The following is a 24,616-nucleotide window of genomic DNA, read 5'->3' on the forward strand; positions in this document are numbered from 1 at the left end:
CTGAATACGGCGTGCTCGACTCGCTGTGACCGGTACACCCCGGTAGATTCGGACACCATGAGCAAGCCACGCGTCGCCGTCGTTTTCGGAGGTCGCAATTCCGAGCACGCCGTGTCCCTGATGGGCGCGGGCAGCGTGCTGGAGGCGATCGACAGGACCAAGTACGAGGTGATCCCGATCGGGATCGCCCAGGACGGCAGGTGGGTTCTGGCCACGTCCGACCAGCGGTTCGCCATCGAGTCCGGCGAGCTGCCGGTCGTCGACACCTCGGGGGCGGCGCTCGCGCTGCCGTCCGGCGGCGGCAGCCTCGTGGCGTACGACCAGGGCAGCATCCCGGTCGAGCTCGGCACGGTCGATGTGGTGTTCCCCGTGATGCACGGCCCGTTCGCCGAGGACGGCACCATCCAGGGCCTGCTGGAGATGGCCGGCGTCCGCTACGTCGGCTCCGGCGTGCTGGCCAGCGCCGTCGGCATGGACAAGGCGTACATGAAGACCGTGATGGCCGCGGCGGGGCTGCCGATCGGCCGTTACGTCGTCGTACGCGACCGCGACTGGCGGCTCAACCGCGAGGCCGTGCTCAAGGAGGCCGAGGAGCTCGGCTACCCGGTCTTCGTCAAGCCCGCCAGGGCCGGCTCGTCCCAGGGCATCTCCAAGGCGCACGACCGCGCCGAGCTGGAGCGGGCCGTCGAGTTCGCGCGGGAGCACGACCCCAAGGTGCTCATCGAGGCGGCGATCGCCGGCCGCGAGATCGAGTGCGCGGTGCTGCAGTCGCTGGGCGACGAGCGGGCCGCCGCGTCCATGCCGGGCGAGGTGAAGGTCGAGGGCGGGCAGGAGTTCTTCGACTTCGAGGCGAAGTACTACCCGGACCAGATGTCGCTGACGGTGCCCGCCGACATCCCCGCGGAGACCGCCGAGGAGCTGCGCGCGATGGCGGTGCGGGCGTTCGAGGCGCTCGACTGCGAGGGGCTCGCCCGGGTCGACTTCTTCTACACCCCTGACGGCAAGCTCATCTTCAACGAGATCAACACCATGCCGGGGTTCACCTCGCTGTCGGTGGCGCCGCAGCTGTGGGCCGCCTCGGGGCTGTCGTACCCGGAGCTGGTGGACCGGCTCATCCAGCTCGCGCTGCAGCGCAAGGCCGGACTGCGCTGACGGCCCGTCGTCAGGCCGCCGGCGCGGTGGCCTGCGCGATCGGCTTCGACAGGTCGGTGAGCACCTCGGCGGGCACGTGCTCGCCGCCGATCGTGACCTCGACGTACGCGGTCTCGGTCACGGCCGTGAACAGTGCGGGCTTGTCCGGATCCGAGAACCAGCCCACGCCGCCGACCTCCTGCAACTGGTCGGTGGGCGCCATCCGCGCCGGCCGGGGCACGCCGCAGCGCAGCGCGATGACGCCCGAGCCCCAGACCGCGACGTACGGGGACGCGGGCTCCGAGGTGCCGCGCTCCTCGCCGTCGAGGGTCTTGGGCAGCAGCGGCGCCAGCCGGTCGCAGGCCGCCGCCGCCTCGCCCTCGGGTCTGGGCGGCTCGATCTGCACCGTGCCGCCGCAACCGGCGAGCGCGAGGAGAACGAGCAGGACGGCGGCGACACGCATGCGACGACCACTACCTCCGCGACGGGGGCGGCTCACGCGCCCGTCAGATGTCTCAGGTATGTCAGATATGGACGATCGGACATGTAAGCGTACGCGTGATGCCCTGCACCGACTGAATCTGGGCCACGACGAGCTTGCCCAGCTCATCGACGTTGTTGGCTTCCGCGCGCACGATCACGTCGTAGGGCCCCGTCACGTCCTCGGCCCGCGTGACCCCGGGGATGCCGGAGATCTCGCGCGCCACGGCGGCGGCCTTGCCGACTTCGGTCTGAATAAGGATGTAGGCCTGCACCATCACGTCCTCCCGGGCGATTGGATCACGCCGAAGGGCCACCGTACCCTGTGTGCGTCAGGAGGTGCGTCATCACAGTCGGAGATCTCGGCGAATTCGGTGTGGTAAGTCGCATCACTGGACGTCTGCCCCAAGGCGCCGCGGTGATGCTCGGCCCGGGTGACGACGCCGCCGTCATCGGCGCCCCCGACGGGCGCGTAGCGGTCTCGACGGACCTGCTGATCGAGGGCCGCCACTTCCGTCGCGACTGGTCGGGCGGCTACGACGTGGGCCGCAAGGCCGCCGCTCAGAACCTCGCGGACGTGGCCGCCATGGGCGCCCGCCCCACCTGCCTCGTGGTCGGTCTCGGCCTGCCTCCCGACGTGCCGGTGGACTGGCTGGACGCGCTGACCGCCGGCTTCGCCGACGAGTGCGCCACCGTGGGCGCGAGCGTGGCGGGCGGCGACGTGACCCGCTGCGACCTGGTCGTCCTCGGCGTGACCGCGCTCGGCGACCTGGGCGGGCGCGCTCCCGTCACCCGCTCTGGGGCGCGGCCCGGTCACGTGGTGGCGGTGGCCGGTCGGCTCGGCCGTTCGGCCGCCGGGCTGGCGCTGCTGTCGGCCGGGGCCGCGGTGGCCGCTCCTGCGGCGGCCGAGGCGGTGGCGGGGCATCGGCGGCCGTCCCCGCCGTACGAGTGCGGCGTCGAGGCGGCGGAGCTGGGCGCGAGCGCCATGCTGGACGTCAGCGACGGGCTGCTGCAGGACCTGGGGCACATCGCGCAGGCGAGCGGCGTGCACGTCGAGCTGGATCCCGCCGCGTTCGCCCCCTTCACCTCGGACGAGCCGGTGGCGGCTGCGGCCAGGGAACTGGGTGCCGATCCGCTGGAGTGGGTGCTGTCGGGTGGCGAGGATCACGCCCTTGCGGCGGCTTTCCCGGATGATGTACGCCTGCCGGATTCGTGGCATATCGTGGGCCGGGTGACCGAGGGCTCCGGGGTGAGCGTCCTTGGGAGAGAAATCGGACAGCGCGGGTGGGATCACTTTCGGTGATGACTTGTCCCGATTTACGTGAAATTTTCCTGGTTTGGGGTATGACTAGTGGGATTGCTGTGACAACGGCGTAGCAAAGGTGTTATGAAGAGTGGCGGCCACTGTAACCGGGAAGAAAGGGCAGCCATGGGCCGCCACGGCACAGGTGGATCCGAAGACGGGGACGAACGGGGGCACAGCGCTTTCTGGGGTCCTGACGAGCAGGCCGAGCCGCCGGGCTGGCCTTCGCTGCCGGACCAGCCTGAGGTGACGGGGCAGTGGGCCCCGATGCCGCGGCGTACCGACGCACCGCCACCGCGCGCGACGACGTCGGAGCCGTTCGAGACCACCGGGGCTTTCGCGCTGCCGACCAACGTCCCCGGCGGGTTCCCGCCGGGCAACGACCCCGCGGGCGCCTACCCGCAGCAGCCTGGGCGCGACACCGGGCCGGATGAGCCCGGGCCGTTCGAGACGACGGGCGCGTTCGCCCGCCCGCCGGAGTGGAACCGGCCCGACCACGGCCCCGCCGACCAGACGGCCGTCTTCGGCGGCGGCCCCGGCCAGGCGGGCGCGTACGCCCAAAGCGGCGACACGCTGTCCGACCTGTCCTCCGAGCAGCGCGGGCTGTTCGACCCGCCCAAAGACCAGCGCGGCGCCTTCGACGACGACCAGCGGGGCTCGTACGAGGAGCGGACCAGGACGTTCGACGGGCCGATCGATCAGGACGGGCCGTTCGAGGCGGACCGGCGCGAGCCCTTCGGCTCCTCTGCCGGCTCCTCCTTCGACGACGCGCCGGACGACCGTACGGCGAGATTCGACCCGCCTTCGGGGCCCAGCCCCGTCTACGGCGGCCCGCCCGAGCCCGGCGACGTCAAGGTCGCCGGCGAGCCGACCGCTGCACCGACCCCAGCCTGGGCCAGCGCCGAGACCTCCTTCCTCGGCGCAGACCCGGGCTGGTCTGACGAGGACGACGAGCCGCGCGGCCGCCGTGGCCGCCGCAGGCAGGGCCGTGGCGGCGGCGGGGACGACGACGCGCTCGCGGCCGCACCCTCCGGGGGCGGCAAGGGCCGCGTGGCGCTGCTGTCCGTGGCCGCCGTGGCCGTGGTGCTCGGCGGCACGGTGGCGGGCGTCAAGTTCATGAGCTCCAGTGACCCGGCCAAGTGCGAGGGCGCGACGTGCGCCGCCGTACAGGCTCCGAACCAGCGCCCCGCGCCCGCCGGGTCCGGGCCCGCCGAGGAGGAGACCGAGGCCGAGCCCGAGGACGAGCCGCTGGACGAGGAGCCGGTGGAGACCGAGGAGCCCTCCAAGTCCGCGGCCCCGTCTCCCACGATGAACGCGGGGGTGCCGCGCCGCACCGCCGATCCGTCGCCGACGCCCACCAAGACCAGGGCGAAGAAGCAGGAGGAGAAGCCGGTCTCCGAGCCGTCGCCGGACATCGAGGAGACCGCCTCCGAAGAACCCAGCGAGGAGGTCTCCCGGCTCGACGACGCCGGCACCGCCGACAACACCGGCACCACCCCGCAGGACCAGCCCTCCCCGACGCCCAGCGACGTCAGTGTCGGCGTGGACGACGGTCTCGGGTTCGAGCAGCCGTTCGGCAACGCCGGCGCGCTCAACGTCAAGCAGACCATCAAGCAGCGGCTGACGACCTACCAGGCGAACCTGACGCTGCTGAACGAGTCCGCGCAGCCGCTGCGGAGCCCGACCGTGTCCGTGCCGGTCGAGGGCAAGGTCGTGAAGGTGGACGGCGCGCAGTGGACCCAGGACGGCGACCTGCTGATCCTCGACCTGTCCACCACGCTGGCCTCCGGCGACTCGGTCGAGGTGTCCTTCACCGCCACCGGCAGGGGCGCCAAGGCCCGCAACTGCGGCATGGTCTCCGGCCAGTGCGCCATCAGCTGACCCGCTGAGTCCCGGGGGGTCGGCTCTCCGCCCGGGACCGAAGGACCGGCTCCGCCGCGAGCCGGTACGGGTGCGCCGGAACCTTCCTTCCGGATCGTCCCGCTGTGGGCTCCGGGTGTTCCGGAGCCTTGTGGCCTCCCGGAGCCGCCGGCACGCGTCGCCTCAGCCTGGCGGCCGTCGCCGGGGAGCGGGGCGTTCGGGGGTCCGTGCGGGTGCTCGGGCTGCGCGCCCGCCCGCGTCAGCGCGTCTCAGCGCCGCACAGAGCGTGCGGAAACGTCCGTGGGCACCCGATTGCCCGGAATGACGCAGAACGGTGCTGTCAGGACGTGTACGGCCCGAGGCGACGCCGCGACGCCGTGGGGGAGGCGAGCCTCATGAGCCCACTGACGGCGACCCGGCACGCGGCTCGCCGTCAGCGAGCCTGCCGGCCGCACCTGTGCGGATTGTCGCGAGCCGTTGGCGGCGCCCCTTCGGCTTCTTATCGGGTTGCGGCGGGAGCCGGCACATCTTCGGCTTCTTGCCGGAGTCCGGGGCGGGAGCCGGCGCCCCTTCGGCTTCTCATCGGGGCTTGCGGCGGGAGCCGGCACACCTTCAGCTCCTTATCGGCGCCTAGGGCGGGAACCGTCGGCGCGGCTCGCGTGGCCGACGCGAGCCGCGCGGCCCGTTACCGGAGCTCAGGACACGAGCCTGCGCGGTTCGCTGCTGTGACGTCGGCCGGGCATGACGAAGGCCCGCTGCTCCCTCTGTGGGAGGCGGGCCTTTCGTCGGAAGTGTGAACTAGCGGGTGACCTTGCCCGCCTTGATGCACGAGGTGCACACGTTCAGCTTCTTCGGCGTGCCGCCGACGACCGCGCGAACCGTCTGGATGTTGGGGTTCCAGCGCCGACGGGTGCGGCGGTGAGAGTGAGACACGTTGTTGCCGAAGGTCGGGCCCTTGCGGCAGACATCGCAGACGGAAGCCACGGTATCGCTCCTTTAAAACAGTCGATGTAGCCCTGTCCGCTGATGCTTTCCGGGCGGAGGGCATGCCGGGACGACCGGCCAGCCAGATGAGAATATCCGATCCACGCCGATGGGCGCGAACCAGAGCACCTGGACCGGATCCCGGGCGGCGATATTCTCCTCGCACAACCGTAGCGCATCCCGGCGGTGAGCCTGGCCGATCCCGGCCGGTCGCTCGCCCGCCGGCCTGTCAGGGCAGTCGGTCGGGGGACGTACGGAGGCACACCACATGAAGATCCTCGACCCGCCCACGGTACGACGCTGGGCCCGCCTGGCCGCCGACGCGCTGGGCCAGGCCAGGGCGGAGATCGACGCGCTCAACGTCTTCCCCGTCGCCGACGGTGACACCGGCACCAACCTGCACCTGACCATGCTGTCGGCGGCCGAGGCCGTCGAGTCGCTGCCCGAGGACGTGGACGCCGCCGTGGTGTGGCAGACCCTTTCGTACGGGGCGCTGGTGGGCGCGCGCGGCAACTCGGGGGTGATCGTCAGCCAGGCGCTGCGAGGCATGGCCGAGGTGCTCAAGGACGGCTCCGACCTGCGGGCCGGGCTGATGAGGGCGGCCGTGCTCGCCAGGCAGGCGGTGGCCAGGCCGGTCGAGGGCACGGTGCTGAGCGTGCTGGAGTCGGCGGCGCGGGCCGTACAGGACGCCGAGGGCGATCTGACCGAGGTGGCGCGGCAGGCGGCGGGGGAGGCGCGGGCGGCGCTCGTCCGCACGCCGGGCCAGCTCGACGTGCTGGCCCGCAGCGGCGTGGTGGACGCGGGCGGCGCGGGGGCGGCGATCGTGCTGGAGACGCTGGCCGCGGCGATCGCGGGCGAGCCCGGCGGGCACGACGAGGTGCCCGCGCCGTCTTCGCGGGTCGCGCCGATGGCCGAGGCGGGGGCGGGCTACGAGGTGATGTACCTGCTGGACGCCGGCGATCAGGCCGTCGCGCAGCTGCGCGGCGAGCTCGACGCGATGGGCGACTCGCTGGTCGTGGTGGGCGGCGACGGGCTGTGGAACGTGCACGTCCACGTCCCCGAGGCGGGCCCGGCGGTGGAGGCGGGGATCAGGGCGGGGCGTCCGCACCGCATCCGCATCACGTACCTGGCCGAACGCACCCACGTCGGCGCCACAGGACGTGCCACAGGACGCGGCACAGGACGCGGCACAGGACGCGGCATCGTGGCGGTCGCGGCGGGCGACGGGATCGCGGCGCTGTTCGAGGAGTGCGGCGCGATCGTGGTGCGGCGCGCGCCCGGCACCCGGCCCACGCTCCCCGCGCTGCTGGCCGCGATCAGGCAGGCGGGCGGCGAGGTCGCGGTGCTGCCCAACGACGACGGCGTGCGCGCGGTCGCCGCCGCTGCCGCCGAGATCGCCCGCGAGGAGGGCGTGACGGTGAGCGTGCTGCCCACCGAGTCCACCGTGCAGGGGCTGGCCGCGCTGGCCGTGCACGATCCGCTGCGGCGCTTCGACGACGACGTGGTGGCGATGACCGACGCCGCGGGTCACACCCGCTGCGGCCACGTCACGGTGGCGGAGCAGGAGGCGTTCACCAGCGCGGGGGTGTGCCGGCCCGGCGACGTGCTCGGGCTGATCGGCGGGGACGTTGCGGTGATCGGCGACTCGGTCGCCGGGGTGGCGGTCACGGTGGTCGATCGCATGCTGGCCGGCGGCGGGGAACTGGTCACGCTGGTCATGGGTTCCGGCGCGGACAAGGGGCTCGCGGAGGAGGTGGAGCGGCATCTCGGGCGTACCCGGCCGGAGGTGGACCTGGTCGTGTACGACGGCGAGCAGGGCGGCTACCCGCTCCTCATCGGTGTCGAGTGATCCGCCGGCCTCCCGGCGTCCCGTCCCCGCGTCGCGCGGGATTCCTGTCGGTCGCAGGCGGTAGAACTGAATGCCGTGAGTCGTTTCGACGAGCCTTTGACGAAGGCGCTCGACCCGAAGACCGCCAAGCTGCTCAAGAGCGTGCTCGGCTTGGAGACGGTCGGCGACCTGCTGCGCCACTATCCGCGCCGCTACGCCGAGCGCGGCGAGCTGACCTCGCTCGACGCGCTGGAGGTCGATGAGCACGTCACCGTGGTGGGCGAGGTGACCAGGCTCATGCGCAAGCCGATGCGCAACCGCGGGGGCACCTGGCTGGAGGTCGAGGTCGTCGACGGAAACGGCAACAAGATCTATCTGTCGTTCTTCGGCAAGGGCTCCCACGTGGCCGAGTCGCGGCTCAAGCCGGGCAGGCGCGGCATGTTCGCGGGCAAGGTGGGCCTGTTCGGAGCGCGGTCGAGGCCGCGCTGGCAGCTCGCGCACCCGGAGTTCGAGCTGTTCGAGGAGAGCGAGGCGAGCGCCGAGGAGTTCGCGGCCGCGCCGGTGCCGATCTACCCGGCGGGCAAGGACCTCACGCCGTGGGCGATCAGGCGGGCCGTCGGCGTGGTGCTCGACACGCTGGGGCCGCTCGACGACCCGCTGCCCGCCGAGCTGCGGGCCCGCCACGGGCTGCAGGACCTCGGCGAGGCGCTGGTGGCGATCCACCGCCCCAAGGACTTCTCGGACGTCGGGCGGGCGCGCAAGCGGCTGAAGTTCGACGAGGCGTTCGTGCTGCAGGCCGTGCTGCTGCAGCGGCGCCAGGCGGCCACCGCCTTGCCGGCCAAGCCCAGGCCCCGGCGTCCCGACGGCATACTCGCCGCGTTCGACGAGCGGCTGCCGTTCTCGCTGACCGAGGGGCAGATGAAGGTCGGCGAGGAGATCGCCGCGGACCTGGCGAGCGAGCACCCCATGCACCGGCTGCTCCAGGGCGAGGTCGGCGCGGGCAAGACGGTCGTGGCGCTGCGGGCGATGCTGCAGGTGGTCGACGCCGGCGGGCAGGCCGCGCTGCTCGCGCCCACCGAGGTGCTGGCCCAGCAGCACCACCGCTCGATCACCGCGATGCTGGGCGACCTGGCGCAGGGTGGCATGTTCGGCGGCACGGCGGTCACGCTGCTGACCGGCTCGATGGGGGCCGCCGCGCGGCGTTCCGCGCTGCTCGACGCCGCCTCGGGCACGGCCGGCATCGTCGTCGGCACCCACGCGCTGCTGCAGGAGCACGTGCAGTTCGCCGACCTGGGTCTGGTCGTGGTGGACGAGCAGCACCGGTTCGGCGTCGAGCAGCGTGACGCGCTGCGCGAGAAGGCCGATGGCGGGCGCCCTCACGTGCTGGTCATGACCGCCACGCCGATCCCGCGCACGGTCGCCATGACCGTCTTCGGCGACCTCGAGGTCTCGACGCTGTCGCAGCTTCCCTCCGGCCGCGCCCCGATCACCACCCACGTCGTGCCGGCCGCCGAGAAGCCCCACTACCTCGAGCGCACCTGGCAGCGGGTCAGGGAGGAGGTGGCGCTGGGGCGGCAGGCGTACATCGTGTGCCCGCGCATCGGCGACCTGGAGGGCGACGAAGGCGACATGGGCGCGGCCTCCGACGACGAGCGCCGGCCGCCGCTCGCGGTCCTCGACGTCGCCGAGATGCTCACCCAGGGGCCGTTCAGCGACCTGCGGGTGGGCACCCTCCACGGCAAGCTGCCTCCTGAGGAGAAGGAGGCGATCATGCGGGCCTTCACCCGCGGCGAGCTCGACGTGCTGGTCGCGACCACGGTGATCGAGGTCGGCGTCGATGTCCCCAACTCCTCCGTCATGATCATCATGGACGCCGACCGCTTCGGCGTCTCCCAGCTCCACCAGCTCCGGGGCCGGGTCGGCCGGGGCGGGCTGCCCGGCCTGTGCCTGCTCGTCACCGACTTCCCCGAGGGCACCCCCGCCCGCGCCCGCCTCGACGCGGTGGCGGCCACGCTCGACGGCTTCGAGCTGTCCCGGGTCGACCTGGAGCAACGGCGCGAGGGCGACGTCCTGGGGGCCGCGCAGTCCGGCAAGCGGTCGTCGCTGAAACTGCTGCAGCTGCTGCGCGACGAGGAGGTCATCGCCACCGCCCGCGAGGAGGCGGCGGCGCTGCTGGCCGGCGACCCGGAGCTGAAGCGGCACGAAGGGCTGCGCGCGGAGATCGAACGGCTGCTCGCCGACGAACGCGCCGAGTACCTGGAGAAGACCTGACCCCGGCCCCGCTCGGCTGGGGTCGTGTGGTCCCGGGTTGCCGGGGGCGGGGTCTCGTTCAGCCGGGCGCGGTCGCGGTCTGCCTGGGGTGGCGGGGTGGCGTTCAGGCGGGGTTGCGGTCGCGGATTGCCGGGGTGGCGCGGTGCTGGTCGGGTGAGGTCGTGTGGTCCCGGCGGTCGGATGGGGTCGTTGCCGGGGCCGTTGCGCCGGTCGGAGGGGCGGGGTGGTGTGCCGTCGCGCGACGCGCGTGGTGAGAAGCCGGGCGGCCGGAGTGGTCGGGTGGGTGCCGGTGGCGGTGCCGGTGCCGGTGGCGGTGCCGGTGCGAGGTGGCGGTGCCGGGGTGAGGTGGCGGTGAAGGCCCAGCCGCCGGGGACGGCCTCCCCCCGAATGCCGTCCCCGGCTGGGCCCACCCTCGGGTCAGGTGCCGAGGGAACCGGCGTGCGGAAGGGCTCACGATCACGCCGGTCGGCCTTCATGTGGGTCACCTTGAAGGCCGCAGTCATCATCATGCGGGCCGGTCCGGCCGATGGGAATCACCCTTGCGCAGTCGAGGCCGACACTTGTCCACTCTTGACCTGCGTGAACATGCGGGACAATGGGGGACATGACGCGGATCATCGCAGGCACGGCGGGTGGACGGCGGCTGGCGGTGCCGCCGGGGCGCGGCACACGGCCGACCAGCGACAGAGCCAGAGAAGGCATCTTCTTGACGCTGGACTCGCTCTACGGCCTGCACGAAGCCCGCGTTCTCGATCTTTATGCGGGTTCGGGCGCGATCGGCCTGGAGGCGCTGTCGCGGGGCGCGGCCGAGGCGGTGCTGGTCGAGTCCGATCCCAAGGCGGTGCGCACGATCAAGGCCAACGTCGCCTCGCTCGGTCTCGACGGGGCCCGGGTGGTGGCCGACAAGGTGGAGCGGGTGCTCGGCAGGCGGGCCGACACGCCGTACGACATCGTCTTCGCCGACCCTCCGTACGCGCTGCCCGACGACGACGTGCGCACGGTGCTTGAGCTGCTGCGCGACAACGGGTGGCTGGTCGAAGAGGGATTGGTGGCGTTCGAGAGGGAAAGTCGGGGAGGGCCACTGATGTGGCCTAAAGGGTACGTTGAGGAGAGGGTCCGTCGTTATGGCGAAGCGTCCGTTTGGTACGGTCGCGCCGCCGGGAACCCGTAGACCTGGGAGGCGTCTTGCGCCGCGTAGTCTGCCCGGGGTCGTTCGACCCCGTCACCAACGGTCACCTCGACATCATCGGCCGCTCCGCCCGGCTGTACGACGAGGTGACGGTGGCAGTCCTCATTAACGTCGAGAAATCCAGCCTGTTCACGGTGGATGAACGCATCGACATCCTGCAGGCCGTGACCAAGGACATTCCGAACGTCAAGGTACGGAAGTTCCACGGACTGCTCGTCGACTTCTGCCGGCAGAACGACATCCCCGCCATCGTCAAGGGCATCAGGGTCGTCAGCGACTTCGATTACGAGTTGCAGATGGCGCAGCTCAACTATCGGATGTCCGGAGTCGAGACGCTGTTCATGCCCACGAATCCCGAGTATTCGTTCCTGTCGTCGTCCCGGGTGAAGGAGATCGCCCGGTATGGTGGAGACGTCTCGGGTCTCGTGCCCGACCTCGTCCACAAGCTGCTCATCGAGCGGCTCAGAGGCTAGTCGCAAGCTGCTATCCTTACTTTTCGGCCTTGTACGACGGCGATGCTTTTCGCCATGCCTAGCGAGAGCAGGATGACTCAGCACCTGGACCCCCGCTCCCCGTGGGTGATCTCCACACACGACCTGGGGAAGCGGCCGGGCACGATGCGGCAGTTGGCCCTCGCTCTCCCGGCTCCGGCGGATCTCGGCGTCGACATGATCGGTGTCCCCAAAGACGCCGAAGTCGAGCTGGATCTCCGGCTCGAGGCAGTGATGGAAGGCGTGCTCGTGTCAGGCACGGCGCAGGCCCCGCTCGCCGGGGAGTGCGCGCGGTGTCTCGACCCGGTCTCCTCGGAGATCCGGGTCGATCTGCAGGAGTTGTTCTTCTATTCCGACGAGGACGCCTCGGAGGAGGATTCGCTGCTCGACGGCGAGCTGCTCGACCTCGAGCCGACGTTTCGCGACGCGGTGGTGCTCGCACTGCCGTTGAGCCCCGTGTGCCAGGAAGACTGCGCCGGGCTCTGCGCGGAGTGCGGAATCAAGCTGGCCGAGGCCGGCGAGGATCACCGGCACGAGAAGATCGACGCTCGCTGGGCGTCGTTGCAAGGTCTGTTTACCGACAAAGATAACGATCAGGAGAAGTGACGTGGCCGTCCCGAAGCGAAAGATGTCGCGGAGCAACACCCGCGCCCGTCGCTCCCAGTGGAAGACGACTGCTGTCGCCCTGGTGAGCTGCCCGCAGTGCCGGTCGCCCAAGCAGCCGCACATTGCGTGCCCCACCTGCGGCACCTACAACCGTCGTCAGGTCGTCGAGCCGTCCGCCTGATCGCCGGCAGTTGACGTGATGCCGACCGGGTGCCATTGTGCCTCGGTCGGCGTTAACGTCTCAGACGCGTGCGGCGGCGGTTCGCCCGCGGCCGTGGTGGACGCCGGGGCTAACGCGTTTACCCCGACGCCCACCACGTTTTCGGGCATCTTCCGCAGTCGGCGCGCCATGTGAAGATGTCCGAGGAGGAAGCACGTGGGCGCAGGTCCTAAGCCGGTGGCCGTCGAGGTCGCCCGAGACGAGCTGGAGAAGGTTCTTTCCGTCTCTCTGGAGACGACGATCCTCGAGCGGGCGCTGACGCACCGCTCCTACGCGTACGAGAACGGTGGCCTGCCCACCAACGAGCGCCTGGAGTTCCTGGGCGACTCGGTGCTGGGCCTGGTCGTCACCGACACGCTCTACCGCAACCACCCCGATCTGCCCGAGGGCCAGCTGGCCAAGCTGCGGGCCGCGGTGGTCAACATGCGCGCGCTGGCCGATGTCGCCAGAGGCCTCGGCGTCGGCCGCTTCCTGCGGCTCGGCAGGGGCGAGGAGGGCACCGGCGGGCGCGACAAGTCGTCCATCCTGGCCGACACCCTTGAGGCGCTGATCGGCGCCATCTACGTCGACAAGGGTCTCGACGAGGCCTTCCGCGTCGTCCACCTGCTGTTCGACCCGCTGATCGTGCGCTCGGCCTCGCTCGGCGCGGGGCTCGACTGGAAGACCTCCCTGCAGGAGCTGACCGCCTCCGAGGCGCTCGGCGTTCCCGAGTACCACGTCGAGGAGAGCGGGCCCGACCACGCCAAGTCGTTCACCGCGATGGTGCGGGTCGGCGGCGAGTCCTACGGCTCGGGCACCGGGCGCAGCAAGAAGGAGGCCGAGCAGCAGGCGGCCGAGGCGGCATGGACCCGCATCCGCGCCCGCCGCGAGCAGCGCGAAAGCCAGCCGACCGCCTGACGACCGGCTTCCGCTGCCGCGTCGCCCCTCTGACGACCGGCTTCCGCCTTCGCGTCGCCCGCCGGTGACGCGTGAGGTGAGCGTCCGGCAGTGGGCAGGCCACGGGTGCTGCCGGTCCCCGGCTGGTCGGTCGTGCGTGAGCGCGGGTCCAACCGGACGCTGATGGGCCCGGATGCCAACCGCCGGACGCTTTTCGGGCGTGACGTCTGTGGCGTGGCCGGGATTTCGGTCAGGCGAGGGGCTACCTGCGGAGGAGGGGTCTGCCTGAAGATGGTGGTCCTGATACGCGCGATCGTGAGCAGGGCGCCGGGAAGGGCCGGGGCGGCGTCCGATGTTGTCCGGAGGGTGAGACTTACGTTCCCTCCGCTGTCGAAGGGCGGGGTCCGAGGTGCCTGAGCTGCCGGAGGTCGAGGTCGTCAGGCGCGGCCTCGCGCAATGGGTGACCGGGCGCGAGATCGCCGCCGCCGAGGTGCTGCATCCGCGCGCGATCCGGCGGCACGTGCCGGGCGCCGGAGAGTTCGCCGCCCGGCTGAAGGGCCGCACCCTGCTGTCGGCGGAGCGGCGCGGCAAGTACCTGTGGCTGCCGCTGTCGGGCGCGGAGGAGGCGCTGCTCGCGCACCTGGGCATGAGCGGCCAGCTCCTCGTGGTCGATCCTGGCAAGCCGCCGGAGAAGCACCTGCGGGTGCGCCTGCGGTTCGAGGACAGCGGCCCCGACCTGCGCTTCGTCGACCAGCGGACGTTCGGCCACGTCATGCTGACGCCGCTGGTGTCGGGGGTGCCCGCGCCGATCGCGCACATCGCGCCCGACCCGTTCGAGCCGGCGTTCGACGAGGCGGAGTTCGCGCGCAGGCTGCGCGCACGGCGTACGGAGATCAAGCGCGCCCTGCTCGACCAGTCGCTGATCAGCGGCGTCGGCAACATCTACGCCGACGAGGCCCTGTGGATGGCGAAGCTGCACTGGGCGCGCCCGACGCAGACGCTCACCCGGCCGAAGATCGCCGAGCTGGTGTCGGCGGTGCGCACCGTGATGAGCGCGGCGCTGGAGCAGGGCGGCACCTCGTTCGACAGCCTGTACGTCAACGTCAACGGCGAGAGCGGCTACTTCGAGCGCTCGCTCGAGGTGTACGGCCGCCGCGACCGGCCCTGCTCGCGCTGCGGCACGCCCATCAGGCGCGACCCCTTCATGAACCGGTCGTCCTACTCCTGCCCCAGATGCCAGCGACGGCCGCGCTCACCGCGGTGAGGGCGGCGCCCGTCCACATCACGGCGGGCACGGACACCGCGTCCGTGATCCGGCCGCCCGCGAACGAGCCGAGGGCGATGGAGAGGTTGAACAGGCAGACGTAGAGCGCCGTGCCCTGCTCGCCGCCGCCCGCTCGCAGCAGCCAGAGCTGCAGGGCGACGCCGATGCCGCCGTATCCGAGCCCCCAGACGAGGAGCGCGGCCAGGGGCGGTACGCCGGTCAGCACGAGGGCCAGCATGGCCGCGGACATCAGGACGACCAGCGCGATGAACGTGGACTTGGGGTTCCTGCTCGCGCGGGCGCCGGAGGCGAAGTTGCCGACGACGCCGGTGACGCCGTACAGCAGGAGCGCGGTGCCGACGAAGGCGGCGCCGGCGTGGGCGACCTGCTCCAGGAACGGGCGTACGTAAGTGTAGGCCGCGAAGTGCCCCGAGACGGTCAGGGCCGTGAGCACCAGAACGAGCACCAGCGGCCCTGAGAGCCACGCCAAGCGCTGTTCCCGGGCGGCGGACCCGGAGGCGTCGGCCTCGTCGCGCAACGGCGGCAGCGTCGCCGCCAGCAGCGCGAGCAGCACGAGCGCCAGCACTCCCGCGGCGACGAACGCGCTGCGCCAGCCCGCGAACGACGACACGAACGTCGCCGCCGGCACGCCCAGCACCGACGCCACCGACACCCCGCTCATGATGATCGACGTGGCCCGCCCCACCGAGCGCTCCGGCACCAGCCGCGCGCCCAAGGGGGCGGCGAACGCCCAGAATCCGCCGATGCTCACGCCCGTCAGCACCCTCGCGGCCAGCATGACGGCGTGACCGGGCGCGGCGGCGGCCGCCAGGTTCGCCACCCCCAGCAGCGCCATCAACCCCATGAGGATCAGCCGGCGGTCGATACCGCGCATGCCGAACACGAGCACCGGTGCGGCGACGGAGGCCACCAGACCTGGAGCGGTCATCGCAAGACCGGCCGTCCCCGTGGACACATGCAGGTCGCGGGCCATCGAGGTCAGCAGCCCCACGGGGAGCATCTCACTGGTGACCACGGTGAACGTGCCCACCGCGACCGTTGTCACGGCGAGCCAGCGCGCACGTACGGCGCTTGAGATCTCAGTCGTCGTCATGCCGCTCAGCCTCGTGGGGCGGGCGGGCGGGAACAATGACGAGACCCGAAGGCTTGCTTTAGTCAGGCTAAGCGGTCGGAAACCGGAGCCGGGGAGTGGCGCATGGAGTTCAAGGAGCTGGAGTGCTTCGTCGTCCTCAGCGAGGAGCTGCACTTCGCGCGTACGGCCGAGCGTCTCTACCTGTCGCCGGGCCGGGTCAGCCAGCTCGTGCGCTCGCTGGAGTCCAGGATCGGCGGCCGGCTGTTCGAGCGCACCAGCAGGCGGGTGCGGCTGACGCCGCTCGGCGAGCGGTTCCTCGCCGACCTGCGGCCGTCCTTCGACGGCCTGGCGCAGGCGGTGAGCAGGGCCAGGGCGGCGGCCAGAGGGGTGACGGGGGAGCTGCGGGTGGGCTTCCTGGCCACGCCGACGCAGGTGGTGGCGGGCAGCGTACAGGCCTATGAGCGGCGCAACCCCGGCAGCGTGGTCAAGCTGGTCGAGATCCCGCTGTCCGACCCCTTCGGCAAGCTGCGGGCCGGCGAGGTGGACATCACGTTCACGCTGCTGCCCGTGGAGGAGCCCGACCTGGTGGCGGGGGAGGCGCTCAACCGCGTCTTCTACCGGCTCGGCCTGTCCGTACGCCACCCGATGGCCGAGCGGGCGGTCATCGAGGCGGAGGAGCTGGCCGAGATCCCGCTGATCGGGCTGGACGGTCCGGCGCCGCGCGCCTGGCAGGAACGTATCGCGCCGTCCGCGACCCCTTCCGGGAGGAAGATCCCGCTGGCGGGTAAGGTGGCGACCACGCAGGAGGGCCTGACCCAGGTGGCGCTCGACCGCGGCGGCATGCTCTTCTGCACGCCCACGGCGGCTCAGTATCCCCGGGCCGACGTCGTGTTCGTGCCGGTCACCGGGCTGCCCGCCTCGATACTCGGCCTGGCCTGGACGAAGGCGGGCGAGACAGCCTCCGTCAGGGCGTTCAACGAGGCCGCGGTCGCCAACGCGCACGCGGCGCCCGTCCTGGTGGCATGATCACACCTTGATACATGAGCCGATCACACGCTGTGACCGCGGCATGGAGGAGTGGGGATGTCTGACAGCGGTGCGGAGACCCGGCTGACCGCCTGGGTGCGCGGCCGGGTGCAAGGCGTGGGCTTTCGCTGGTGGACCCGGTCGCGGGCGCTGGAGCTCGGACTCACCGGATGGGCACGCAACATGGAGGACGGCCGCGTCGAGGTGGTCGCCGAGGGGCCGCGCGAGGCGTGCGTCAAGCTGCTGGAGCTGCTCAGAGGTTGCGACACGCCGGGAAGAGTGGATGGAGTAGTGGAACGCTGGAGCGAACCCCGAGGTAGTTTGCGGGGGTTTGTGGAAAGGTAGCTCGTTTCGCTAAACCGCCCAAATAGGGTATAGTTGTATGTCGGGAGTGCCCATCAGTAGGGCTCAGCGGTTCGATCGACTTGACCGCCCACACTGCCGGTGCGACTCTTGTTAGGTACCACGCGCACCCCTCCCGCGGAATAGAAGTGCGCGAACCAGTCTGGTCACTCAGCGTGGAGGACCCTTTACCATGGCGAAGGCTCTACTCGGCCACGTCGGCGGTCCTGACCCTCGAATGGTCTCGGAAATGCGCCGCCTGCAGCAGCGCATACGAGACCTGGAGGCAGAACTCATCCGACTTCAGGCCACCAATGACGCTCTTGCGGCGCAGACCCGCGACGAGGCACTAAGCCGCATGCAGGAGCGCGAGCCGGCACTCACCTGAGAGTGATCGGAGCGCAAGACCTAGGGACGTCTCGATGAGGCGTCCCTTGTTACGTGCCTCATACCTCACCCGCGCACCTCGGACACCGCCGAATACCCAGGTCCTCCGCTCGCGGCCATGATGCCCACTCGCGGCCCTCAGGACCAGTAGGCTTTTCCGAGTCCGTTCCGGGGAGAGGGGGTCGCGCTCGTGTATCTGAAGACCCTCACCCTGCGCGGCTTCAAGTCCTTCGCCTCGGCGACCACCCTCCGCTTCGAGCCGGGCATCACCTGCGTGGTCGGCCCCAACGGCTCCGGCAAGTCCAACGTCGTCGACGCCCTGGCCTGGGTCATGGGCGAGCACAGCGCCAAGTCGCTGCGCGGCGGCAAGATGGAGGACGTCATCTTCGCCGGCACGGCCAACCGGCCGCCGCTCGGCCGCGCAGAGGTCACGCTGACCATCGACAACAGCGACGGTGCGCTGCCCATCGACTACACCGAGGTCACGATCAGCCGGCTGATGTTCCGGTCGGGGCAGAGCGAATACGCGATCAACGGCGACACCTGCCGCCTGCTCGATATCCAGGAGCTGCTGTCCGACTCCGGCATCGGCCGTGAGATGCACGTCATCGTCGGCCAGGGCCAGCTCGACACCGTGCTGCACGCGGGCCCCGAGGAGCGCCGCGCCTTCATCGAAGAGGCCGCGGGCGTGCTCAAGCACCGCAAGCGCAAGGAGAAGGCGCTGCGCAAGCTCGACGCGATGCAGGCCAACCTGACCCGCGTCCAAGACCTCACCACCGAGCTGCGCCGCCAGCTCAAGCCGCTGGGCCGGCAGGCCGAGATCGCCCGCAAGGCCGCCGTCATCCAGGCCGACCTGCGCGACGCCAGGCTCAGGCTGCTCGCCGACGACGTGTGCACGCTGCGGGCCAAGCTGGAGCGCGAGGCCGCCGACGAGGCCGCGATCATGGCCAGGCGGCAGCAGGTCGAGGCCGAGCTGGCCGAGGCGCAGCAGCGCGAGGCGGCGCTCGAGGCGGCCGAGGCGGAGGCGCAGCCGCGCCTCGCCGCCGCACAGGAGACGTACTTCAGGCTGTCCTCGCTGCGCGAGCGCATCACCGGCCTCGAACAGCTCGCCATGGAGCGCCACCGCCACGCGCTCGACGCCGCCTCCATCGAGCGGCGCGGCCGCGACCCCGAAGATCTCGAGCGCGAGGCCGCCGAAGTGCGCGAGCGCGAGCAGCTGCTCAGGGCGGAGCTTGAGCAGGCGCAGGAGCTGCTGGAAGAGGCCGTCCAGCGGCGCAGCGCGGCCGAGGCGGAGCTGGCCGCAGAAGAGCAGCGCCTCGCGCTCGCCGCCAGGGCCGCTGCCGACCGCCGCGAGGGCCTGGCCAAGCTGCGCGGCCAGGTCGACTCCGTACGCAGCCGCGCCAGGGCCGCAGAAGAGGAGATCGGTCGGCTCACCCAGGCGGTCGCCGACGCCGCCGAGCGCGAGCGCCGGGCCAGGGAGGACCTTGAGGCGCAGCGGCAGGAGGTGCCGGCCGCCGACCCCGCGCTGATGGAAGAGCTCGCCGCGGCGCAGGCCGCCGTCGAGGAGGCCAGGGCGGTGGCGGACGAGGCCCGCGCGGCTCTCGAGGAGGCGAAGGCCGGCCTCGAAGCGCCGCGCGCCGCGCTCAAGGCGGCCAAGGCAGGCGTGAGCAACGCCCGTGCCGCCGACCAGGAGGCGCAGCGCAAGGTCGCCGCGCTGGCCGCCCGCCGTGACGCGCTGCAGCTCAGCCTGGCCAAGGGAGACGGCGGCGTCGCGCTGCTCGACGCCGGCCTGGGCGGCGTGCTGGGGCCGCTGGCCGCCTCCATGCAGGTGACGCCAGGGGCCGAGCAGGCCGTGGCCGCCGTGCTCGGCCCGGTCGCCGAGGCCATCGCGGTCAAGACGCTCGACACCGCCGTCGAGGCCCTGGAGCTGCTGCGCGCGCAGGGCACCGGGCAGGCGACGCTGCTCGTGGCGCTCGGCAACGGCGCGAACGGCGGCGCGCGCGGCGAGGCGCCGGGCGGCGGGCGGTGGGTGGCCGACCTGGTGACGGTGCCCGACCACCTGCGGCCCGCGCTCGACCACGTGCTCTCCGGCGTGGTGCTCACCGACGACCTCGACGCCGCGCGCGCCCTGGTCGAACGCCACCCCGAGCTGCGCGCGGTCACGAAGGCGGGCGACGTCGTCGGCGCCCACGTGGCCGCCGGCGGATCCACCGGCGGCACCTCCGTGCTCCAGGTGCGCGCCGCGCTCGACGAGGCGCTCGCCGACCTCGAAGCGGCCGAGGCGACGGCCGAGGAGAGCGCGGTGGCGCTGGACGAGGCGGTCGCCGCCGAGCAGGCCGCTCAGGCCGCGCTGGAGGCCGCGGAGGCCCGCGTCAGCGAGGCGCAGACCGCGCTCACCACCGCCCAGGCGGGGGTGAGCGCCGCGCAGGGCACGCTCGACCAGATCAGGGGCCGCCAGCGCGAGGCCGACCAGGCGAGCGCCGCGGCGGCCAGGCGCCTGGCCCAGATCGAGGCCGCCGCCGACGCCGCGCGCCAGGAGGCCGAACGCCTGACCGCGAGCGTGGCCAGGGCGGAGGAGGCCCGCGCCGAGCGCCTGGAGGAGCTGGCCGAGCTCGAGGTCCGGCTCGCCGAGGCCGAATACGCCCAGGAGCTCGAGTCCGAGCCCACCACCGACCTGCGCGACGAGCTGGCGAGCGCCTGCGAGGCGGCCAGGCAGCGTGAGATGGACACCCGCCTTCAGGTCCGCACCGCCGAAGAGCGCGTCAAAGGCATCGAGGGCCGCGCCGACGGGCTGCTCAGGGCCGCGAGAAGGGAGCGCGAGGAACGCGCCCAGGCGGCCGCTCAGCGGGCCAGGCGCAGGCGCCAGGCGGCGCTGGCCGACGCCGTCGCCAAGGGCGCGAGGAAGGTGCTTGCGGCGCTGGGCGACTCGGTCGCGCTGGCCGAGCGCGAGCGCGACGAGGCCGAGCTGGCCAGGGTGGCGGTCGACGCCGAGCTGAAGCAGGTCCGCGTACGCGTGCGTGAGCTGGGCCAGGAGCTCGACAAGCTGACCAACCGCGTCCACGGCAACGAGATGGCCCGCACCGAGCAGCGGCTGCGGCTGGAGCAGATGGAGCAGCGGGCGCTCGACGAGTTCGGCGTCGAGGCCGAGGCGCTCATCGCCGAGTACGGCCCCGACGTGCCGGTGCCCGGCGAGCCGCCGGTCCCCTACGTACGCGAGGAGCAGGAGAAGCGGGCCAAGGCCGCCGAGCGGCAGATGAACCAGCTCGGCAAGGTCAACCCGCTCGCGCTGGAGGAGTTCGCGGCGCTGGAGGAGCGCCACGCGTTCCTCAACTCTCAGCTCGAAGACCTGAAGAAGACCCGGCGCGACCTGCTGACCGTGGTCAAGGAGGTCGACGACCGGGTGGAGCAGATGTTCGCCTCCGCCTACGCGGACGTCGCCCGCGAGTTCGAGCAGATCTTCACCCGGGTCTTCCCCGGCGGCGAGGGCCGGCTGGTGCTGACCGACCCCGACGACATGCTGACCACCGGCGTCGAGGTCGAGGCCAGGCCGCCGGGCAAGAAGGTCAAGCGGCTGTCGCTGCTGTCGGGTGGTGAGCGCTCGCTGACGGCGGTGGCGTTCCTGATCTCCATCTTCAAGGCGCGGCCGTCGCCGTTCTACGTGATGGACGAGGTCGAGGCGGCGCTCGACGACACCAACACCCAGCGTCTGCTCACGCTCTTCGAGGAGCTGCGGCAGAACTCGCAGCTCATCGTCATCACCCACAACAAGCGCACGATGGAGAGCGCCGACGCGCTTTACGGCGTGTCCATGCGGGGCGACGGCGTGACCCAGGTGGTGAGCCAGCGCCTCAGGGAACGCGAATCGGCCTGAGGCGCGGAAGCGGGCCGCGCCTGCGGCCCGAGGTGGCGTGGTCCGGCCGGCGCCCGGTGTCCGGGCCGCGGTGCCGGGCGGTGCGGGTCGTCCCGTGTGCGGTGGCCGGGGCGTGAATTCGCGGGCGCTGGTCCGCCTGATCGGTGTGGCCTTGTGCGTGACCATGCCGTTCGATCTGGAAAACTGACATCTTGTGGATTACCTCGGCGTCATCGTGATCGTGGCCGTCGTCGCCATCTTGGCGGTCGGCGGTCTTTTCCTGCTGTTCAGGCCGGGCCGCAAGGCTGCGCCGCCGGTCAAGCCGCCGGAGGCCCCCACGCTGCCGGAGGAGGGCGAGAAGAAGCCCGCCGGCGCCGGTGAGGAGGCCGACGGCGCGACCACCACGCTGCCGCCTCCGGCCAAGCCCGCCGAGCCGGTCGTCAAGGCGCCCGAGGTCGAGGTGCCGCCGCCGTCGGCGGGCCGCATGGTGCGGCTGCGCTCGCGGCTCGCCCGCTCGCAGAACGCGCTCGGCCGCGGTCTGCTGGAGCTGCTGTCGCGCGACCACCTCGACGACGAGGTGTGGGACGAGATCGAGGAGCGTCTCATCACCGCCGATGTGGGCGTCGCGCCGACCCGCGCCATCGTGGAGGAGCTGCGCACCAGGGTGAAGGTGCTGGGCAGCCGCAGCCATGAGGAGGTGCGCGGCCTGCTGCGCGAGCAGCTGCTCGCGCAGGTCGACCCCGACCTCGACCGCACGCTGCACGTGCGAAAGCACGGCGAGCGTCCGGCCGTCGTGCTGGTCGTGGGCGTCAACGGCACCGGCAAGACCACCACCACCGGCAAGCTCGCCCGCTCGCTCATCGGCGACGGGAAGAAGGTCGTGCTGGGCGCGGCCGACACGTTCCGCGCCGCCGCCGCCGACCAGCTCCAGACGTGGGGCGAGCGGGTCGGCGCCGACACCGTGCGCGGGCCCGAGGGCGGCGACCCGGCGTCCGTGGCGTTCGACGCGGTGGCGAGGGGCATCGAGGACAAGGCCGACGTGGTCATCGTCGACACCGCGGGCCGGCTCCACACCAAGACCGGTCTCATGGACGAGCTGGGCAAGGTCAAGCGGGTCATCGAGAAGAAGGCCACGGTCGACGAGGTGCTGCTCGTCCTCGACGCCACCACCGGCCAGAACGGCATGCGCCAGGCCCAGGTCTTCGCCGAAGTGGTCAACATCACCGGCATCGCGCTGACCAAGCTCGACGGCACCGCCAAGGGCGGCATCGTCATCTCGGTGCAGCGGGAGCTGGGCGTTCCCGTGAAGCTGGTGGGGCTGGGCGAGGGGCCCGACGACCTGGCGCCGTTCGACCCCGAGGTTTTCGTGGACGCCATTCTGGGCGAATGATTTACGGTTACGCCGTAAACCTGCGTGAAGGAGCCCTTACCAGATAGGCCTTGATCGACCTCTTTTTCATGTGTTGACATATATCGTCATCAAAAGATCGTTCGGTCCCTTCGGTACGTGAAAGGCCGCTCATGAAGAAGATCGTCGTCCACCGGCCAGGAACTGTGAAGCCGACCGCTGCGGCGGCTCCGAGGCACAGCGCCTGAGCTGCGGGGGCCGGCGTCTCGGTGGGGACGCCGGCCAGAGCAGAACGACCCACGTGGAGACGATCCTCATCGACGCGGACCGCCGGATCGGCGGGCCGTATACGCTGGCCGCGGCGTTGCTGGCGCGGCTCGTCCCGGGCGCGCTGAAGACCGCGCCCGGCCTGGTCGCGGCACACGACATCGAGATCAGGGCGGCCGCGCCCGCGCTGCGCGATGTGGTGCCCGCGCGCAGGCGCTCGCTGGCCGACGACCTGCCCAGGGCGCAGCGTGTGCTCGTGCCGGGTGCGCGGCGCAGCCTGCGCATCGCCAACGGGCTGGCCGAGTTCGTGCGCGACTACCTGACCGCCACCGGGCCGCTCACCCTGCGGGTGACGAACCTCGGCGAGGCCGACTACACCGACACCGAGCTGGTGACGGTGCTGCGCCGCCGGCTCGACCCCGAGCTGCTGCGCATCGAGGAGGGCCCGTCGGCTCCGGGCAGCGGGCCGCTGCGGACCGACTTCGGCCGCTACCGCGACGAGGGCTTCCATCACGCCATGGCCGAGTCGGGGCTGGAGGTGCTGCGCGGGCTGGCGTACGACGACGACCCCGAACGCTGGCAGCTCCTCGTGCAGCGGGTCGCCGCCGCGCTGGAGGCGATCGAGCGCGAGGACGAGGCCCGCGACCTGTACGACCGGGCCAGGCGGCTGAGCACCGACCCCAAGCACCGCGCCACGATCGCGTACGCCACCGCCATGATCCTCGTACGCCACCACGACCCGGCCCGCCGCGACCCCGAGCAGGCGCTGGCGTGGATCAACGAGGCCGTCACCATCACCTCGCTGCTGCCGGACCCCCGCGAGCGCGCCTTCCACCTGGGCTTCGACCTCAACGGCAAGGCCCTGGTCGAGCTGCGCAGAGGCCGCAGGGAGGCGGCCATGGAGCTGGTGCAGCAGGCGATCGACCTGGCCGAGACGCACCTGCGGGACGAGCATCCGATCCACCGGCTCATCCTGTACGCCAACAGGGGCCAGCTGCTCGCGCTCGGCGGGCGGCGCGAGGAGGCGCTGGCCGACTACGACAGGGCGATCGCGGCCGACCCCGGCTACCCCGACTACTACCTCGACCGGGGCAACCTGCTGCACGCCATGGGCCGCTCGGAGGAGGCGCTGGCCGACTACGAGGCGGTGATGCGGCTCAGCCCGCCGTTCCCCGAGGCGTACTACAACCGCTCGGAGGTCCGCTACGCCGCAGGCGACCTGGCGGGGGCGCGCGCCGACCTGGACCACACGCTGGAGCTGGACCCGGACTTCGCCCCCGCCTACGTCAACCGCTGCGGCCTGCACGTCGCCGCGGGCGACTACGTGCGGGCGCGGCAGGACGTCGAGCGTGGGCTCGCGCTGGCCCCCGAGGACCCGTACCTGCTGTGCGTGCTGGGGCAGGTCGAGCTGGCCGAGCAGCGCTACCCGGAGTCGCGCCTGGCCTTCGACCGGGCGCTGGAGATCGCCCCCGACCTGGTCGCGGCCTGGGCGGGGCGGGCGGAGCTCGCGTTCGAGCGCGGCGACAACGAGCTCGCGGTGTCCGACCTGACCAGGGCGCTGAAGCTGGGCGAGACGGCCGCGCTGCTCTACAACAGGTCGCTGGCCTACCGGGCGGCGGGGCTGGGCGAGCAGGCGCGCCAGGACCTGCTGCGGGCCGCGGAGCTGGACCCGGACGACGCCGACGTGCGCGCGGCGCTGTCGGAGCTGGGCGACGCCTGACCGGCCGCCGGGGATCGCGCGGCCGGTCGGGAGAACGTCCGGCGGCCGTGCGGTCAGGCCGGTGGGCGATCGGCGGCCGC

At 72.0% G+C, this 24,616-nt stretch carries 21 protein-coding genes; 17 read left to right on the forward strand and 4 right to left on the reverse strand.

The window, feature by feature from the left end:
• Positions 1-57 precede the first annotated feature (57 nt).
• A complete protein-coding gene (locus ACGFIM_RS32780; protein ID WP_393208387.1) occupies positions 58-1,152 on the forward strand; it encodes a D-alanine--D-alanine ligase family protein in 1,095 nt (364 codons plus the stop codon).
• Between the two features lie 10 nt (positions 1,153-1,162).
• Here ACGFIM_RS32780 and ACGFIM_RS32785 read toward each other — a convergent pair whose 3' ends face one another.
• Together ACGFIM_RS32785 and ACGFIM_RS32790 are read right to left on the reverse strand one after the other, a co-directional pair.
• The gene (locus ACGFIM_RS32785) at positions 1,163-1,594 is read right to left on the reverse strand and encodes a DUF3515 family protein (RefSeq protein WP_393208390.1); all 432 of its coding nucleotides are present in this window, start codon (positions 1,592-1,594) and stop codon (positions 1,163-1,165) included.
• Positions 1,595-1,655: 61 nt separating this feature from the next.
• Entirely contained in the window at positions 1,656-1,889 is a 234-nt protein-coding gene (locus ACGFIM_RS32790; RefSeq protein WP_393208393.1) for an Lrp/AsnC family transcriptional regulator, read from the reverse strand.
• A gap of 68 nt (positions 1,890-1,957) precedes the next feature.
• On the opposite strand from ACGFIM_RS32790, the gene ACGFIM_RS32795 reads away from it, so the two are divergent.
• Entirely contained in the window at positions 1,958-2,914 is a 957-nt protein-coding gene (locus tag ACGFIM_RS32795) for a thiamine-phosphate kinase (protein WP_393209250.1), read from the forward strand.
• Positions 2,915-3,181: 267 nt separating this feature from the next.
• On the forward strand, positions 3,182-4,795 hold the full coding sequence (locus tag ACGFIM_RS32800; RefSeq protein ID WP_393208395.1) for a hypothetical protein: 1,614 nt from the start codon (positions 3,182-3,184) through the stop codon (positions 4,793-4,795).
• Between the two features lie 777 nt (positions 4,796-5,572).
• On the opposite strand, the gene rpmB is transcribed toward ACGFIM_RS32800, so the two are convergent.
• A complete protein-coding gene (rpmB, locus tag ACGFIM_RS32805; RefSeq protein ID WP_043618345.1) occupies positions 5,573-5,758 on the reverse strand; it encodes a 50S ribosomal protein L28 in 186 nt (61 codons plus the stop codon).
• 268 nt (positions 5,759-6,026) lie between these two features.
• Between rpmB and ACGFIM_RS32810 the strand changes: the two genes are divergently transcribed.
• The 8 genes from ACGFIM_RS32810 (at position 6,027) to mutM (ending at position 14,503) form a co-directional block, all read left to right on the forward strand.
• Complete coding sequence (locus ACGFIM_RS32810; RefSeq protein WP_393208398.1) at positions 6,027-7,607, forward strand: DAK2 domain-containing protein; 1,581 nt, start codon at positions 6,027-6,029, stop codon at positions 7,605-7,607.
• 75 nt (positions 7,608-7,682) lie between these two features.
• Positions 7,683-9,857 carry an ATP-dependent DNA helicase RecG gene (gene recG / locus ACGFIM_RS32815; protein ID WP_393208401.1) on the forward strand — a complete coding sequence of 725 codons (2,175 nt, stop codon included), beginning with the start codon at positions 7,683-7,685 and terminating at the stop codon, positions 9,855-9,857.
• A gap of 604 nt (positions 9,858-10,461) precedes the next feature.
• Entirely contained in the window at positions 10,462-11,028 is a 567-nt protein-coding gene (gene rsmD, locus ACGFIM_RS32820; protein ID WP_364058885.1) for a 16S rRNA (guanine(966)-N(2))-methyltransferase RsmD, read from the forward strand.
• 14 nt (positions 11,029-11,042) lie between these two features.
• Entirely contained in the window at positions 11,043-11,519 is a 477-nt protein-coding gene (gene coaD, locus ACGFIM_RS32825) for a pantetheine-phosphate adenylyltransferase (RefSeq protein ID WP_393208405.1), read from the forward strand.
• Between the two features lie 72 nt (positions 11,520-11,591).
• Positions 11,592-12,143 carry a YceD family protein gene (locus ACGFIM_RS32830; RefSeq protein ID WP_393208408.1) on the forward strand — a complete coding sequence of 184 codons (552 nt, stop codon included), beginning with the start codon at positions 11,592-11,594 and terminating at the stop codon, positions 12,141-12,143.
• Between the two features lies 1 nt (position 12,144).
• Positions 12,145-12,324 carry a 50S ribosomal protein L32 gene (gene rpmF / locus ACGFIM_RS32835; protein ID WP_082535183.1) on the forward strand — a complete coding sequence of 60 codons (180 nt, stop codon included), beginning with the start codon at positions 12,145-12,147 and terminating at the stop codon, positions 12,322-12,324.
• A gap of 243 nt (positions 12,325-12,567) precedes the next feature.
• A complete protein-coding gene (gene rnc, locus ACGFIM_RS32840; protein ID WP_393209253.1) occupies positions 12,568-13,260 on the forward strand; it encodes a ribonuclease III in 693 nt (230 codons plus the stop codon).
• Between the two features lie 388 nt (positions 13,261-13,648).
• Entirely contained in the window at positions 13,649-14,503 is an 855-nt protein-coding gene (gene mutM, locus ACGFIM_RS32845) for a bifunctional DNA-formamidopyrimidine glycosylase/DNA-(apurinic or apyrimidinic site) lyase (protein ID WP_393208412.1), read from the forward strand.
• Here the strand turns inward: mutM and ACGFIM_RS32850 are convergent.
• Complete coding sequence (locus ACGFIM_RS32850) at positions 14,442-15,617, reverse strand: MFS transporter (RefSeq protein ID WP_393208415.1); 1,176 nt, start codon at positions 15,615-15,617, stop codon at positions 14,442-14,444. The genes mutM and ACGFIM_RS32850 overlap by 62 nt on opposite strands.
• A 102-nt stretch (positions 15,618-15,719) precedes the next feature.
• Here ACGFIM_RS32850 and ACGFIM_RS32855 point away from each other — a divergent pair, with 102 nt between their 5' ends.
• From ACGFIM_RS32855 to ACGFIM_RS32880, 6 genes are all read left to right on the forward strand, one after another.
• Positions 15,720-16,622: a LysR family transcriptional regulator gene (locus tag ACGFIM_RS32855; protein ID WP_393208418.1), complete on the forward strand. Its 903-nt coding sequence runs from the start codon at positions 15,720-15,722 to the stop codon at positions 16,620-16,622.
• Between the two features lie 57 nt (positions 16,623-16,679).
• Positions 16,680-16,967, forward strand: coding sequence for an acylphosphatase (locus tag ACGFIM_RS32860; RefSeq protein WP_393208421.1), 288 nt, complete (start codon positions 16,680-16,682; stop codon positions 16,965-16,967).
• A 190-nt stretch (positions 16,968-17,157) separates the two neighbouring features.
• Positions 17,158-17,352 carry a hypothetical protein gene (locus tag ACGFIM_RS32865; RefSeq protein ID WP_090938435.1) on the forward strand — a complete coding sequence of 65 codons (195 nt, stop codon included), beginning with the start codon at positions 17,158-17,160 and terminating at the stop codon, positions 17,350-17,352.
• A 189-nt stretch (positions 17,353-17,541) separates the two neighbouring features.
• On the forward strand, positions 17,542-21,222 hold the full coding sequence (smc, locus tag ACGFIM_RS32870; RefSeq protein WP_393208424.1) for a chromosome segregation protein SMC: 3,681 nt from the start codon (positions 17,542-17,544) through the stop codon (positions 21,220-21,222).
• Between the two features lie 193 nt (positions 21,223-21,415).
• On the forward strand, positions 21,416-22,591 hold the full coding sequence (gene ftsY, locus ACGFIM_RS32875) for a signal recognition particle-docking protein FtsY (RefSeq protein ID WP_393208426.1): 1,176 nt from the start codon (positions 21,416-21,418) through the stop codon (positions 22,589-22,591).
• A gap of 259 nt (positions 22,592-22,850) precedes the next feature.
• Positions 22,851-24,536, forward strand: a complete 1,686-nt coding sequence (locus tag ACGFIM_RS32880) for a tetratricopeptide repeat protein (RefSeq protein ID WP_393208429.1) — start codon at positions 22,851-22,853, stop codon at positions 24,534-24,536.
• Positions 24,537-24,616: the final 80 nt, after the last annotated feature.

It is taken from the genome of Nonomuraea sp. NPDC049309, assembly GCF_043196965.1.
Classification (GTDB): Bacteria; Actinomycetota; Actinomycetes; order Streptosporangiales; family Streptosporangiaceae; genus Nonomuraea; species Nonomuraea fastidiosa.

Bases quoted from the DNA above. Each gene is read 5' to 3' on its own strand.
- ACGFIM_RS32780 (WP_393208387.1), top strand. From the start codon at position 58: ATGAGCAAGCCACGCGTCGCCGTCGTTTTCGGAGGTCGCAATTCCGAG.
- ACGFIM_RS32785 (WP_393208390.1), bottom strand. From the start codon at position 1,594: ATGCGTGTCGCCGCCGTCCTGCTCGTTCTCCTCGCGCTCGCCGGTTGC.
- ACGFIM_RS32790 (WP_393208393.1), bottom strand. From the start codon at position 1,889: ATGGTGCAGGCCTACATCCTTATTCAGACCGAAGTCGGCAAGGCCGCC.
- ACGFIM_RS32800 (WP_393208395.1), top strand. From the start codon at position 3,182: ATGCCGCGGCGTACCGACGCACCGCCACCGCGCGCGACGACGTCGGAG.
- ACGFIM_RS32810 (WP_393208398.1), top strand. From the start codon at position 6,027: ATGAAGATCCTCGACCCGCCCACGGTACGACGCTGGGCCCGCCTGGCC.
- rsmD (WP_364058885.1), top strand. From the start codon at position 10,462: ATGACGCGGATCATCGCAGGCACGGCGGGTGGACGGCGGCTGGCGGTG.
- ACGFIM_RS32830 (WP_393208408.1), top strand. From the start codon at position 11,592: ATGACTCAGCACCTGGACCCCCGCTCCCCGTGGGTGATCTCCACACAC.
- ACGFIM_RS32850 (WP_393208415.1), bottom strand. From the start codon at position 15,617: ATGACGACGACTGAGATCTCAAGCGCCGTACGTGCGCGCTGGCTCGCC.
- ACGFIM_RS32855 (WP_393208418.1), top strand. From the start codon at position 15,720: ATGGAGTTCAAGGAGCTGGAGTGCTTCGTCGTCCTCAGCGAGGAGCTG.
- ACGFIM_RS32860 (WP_393208421.1), top strand. From the start codon at position 16,680: ATGTCTGACAGCGGTGCGGAGACCCGGCTGACCGCCTGGGTGCGCGGC.
- ACGFIM_RS32865 (WP_090938435.1), top strand. From the start codon at position 17,158: ATGGCGAAGGCTCTACTCGGCCACGTCGGCGGTCCTGACCCTCGAATG.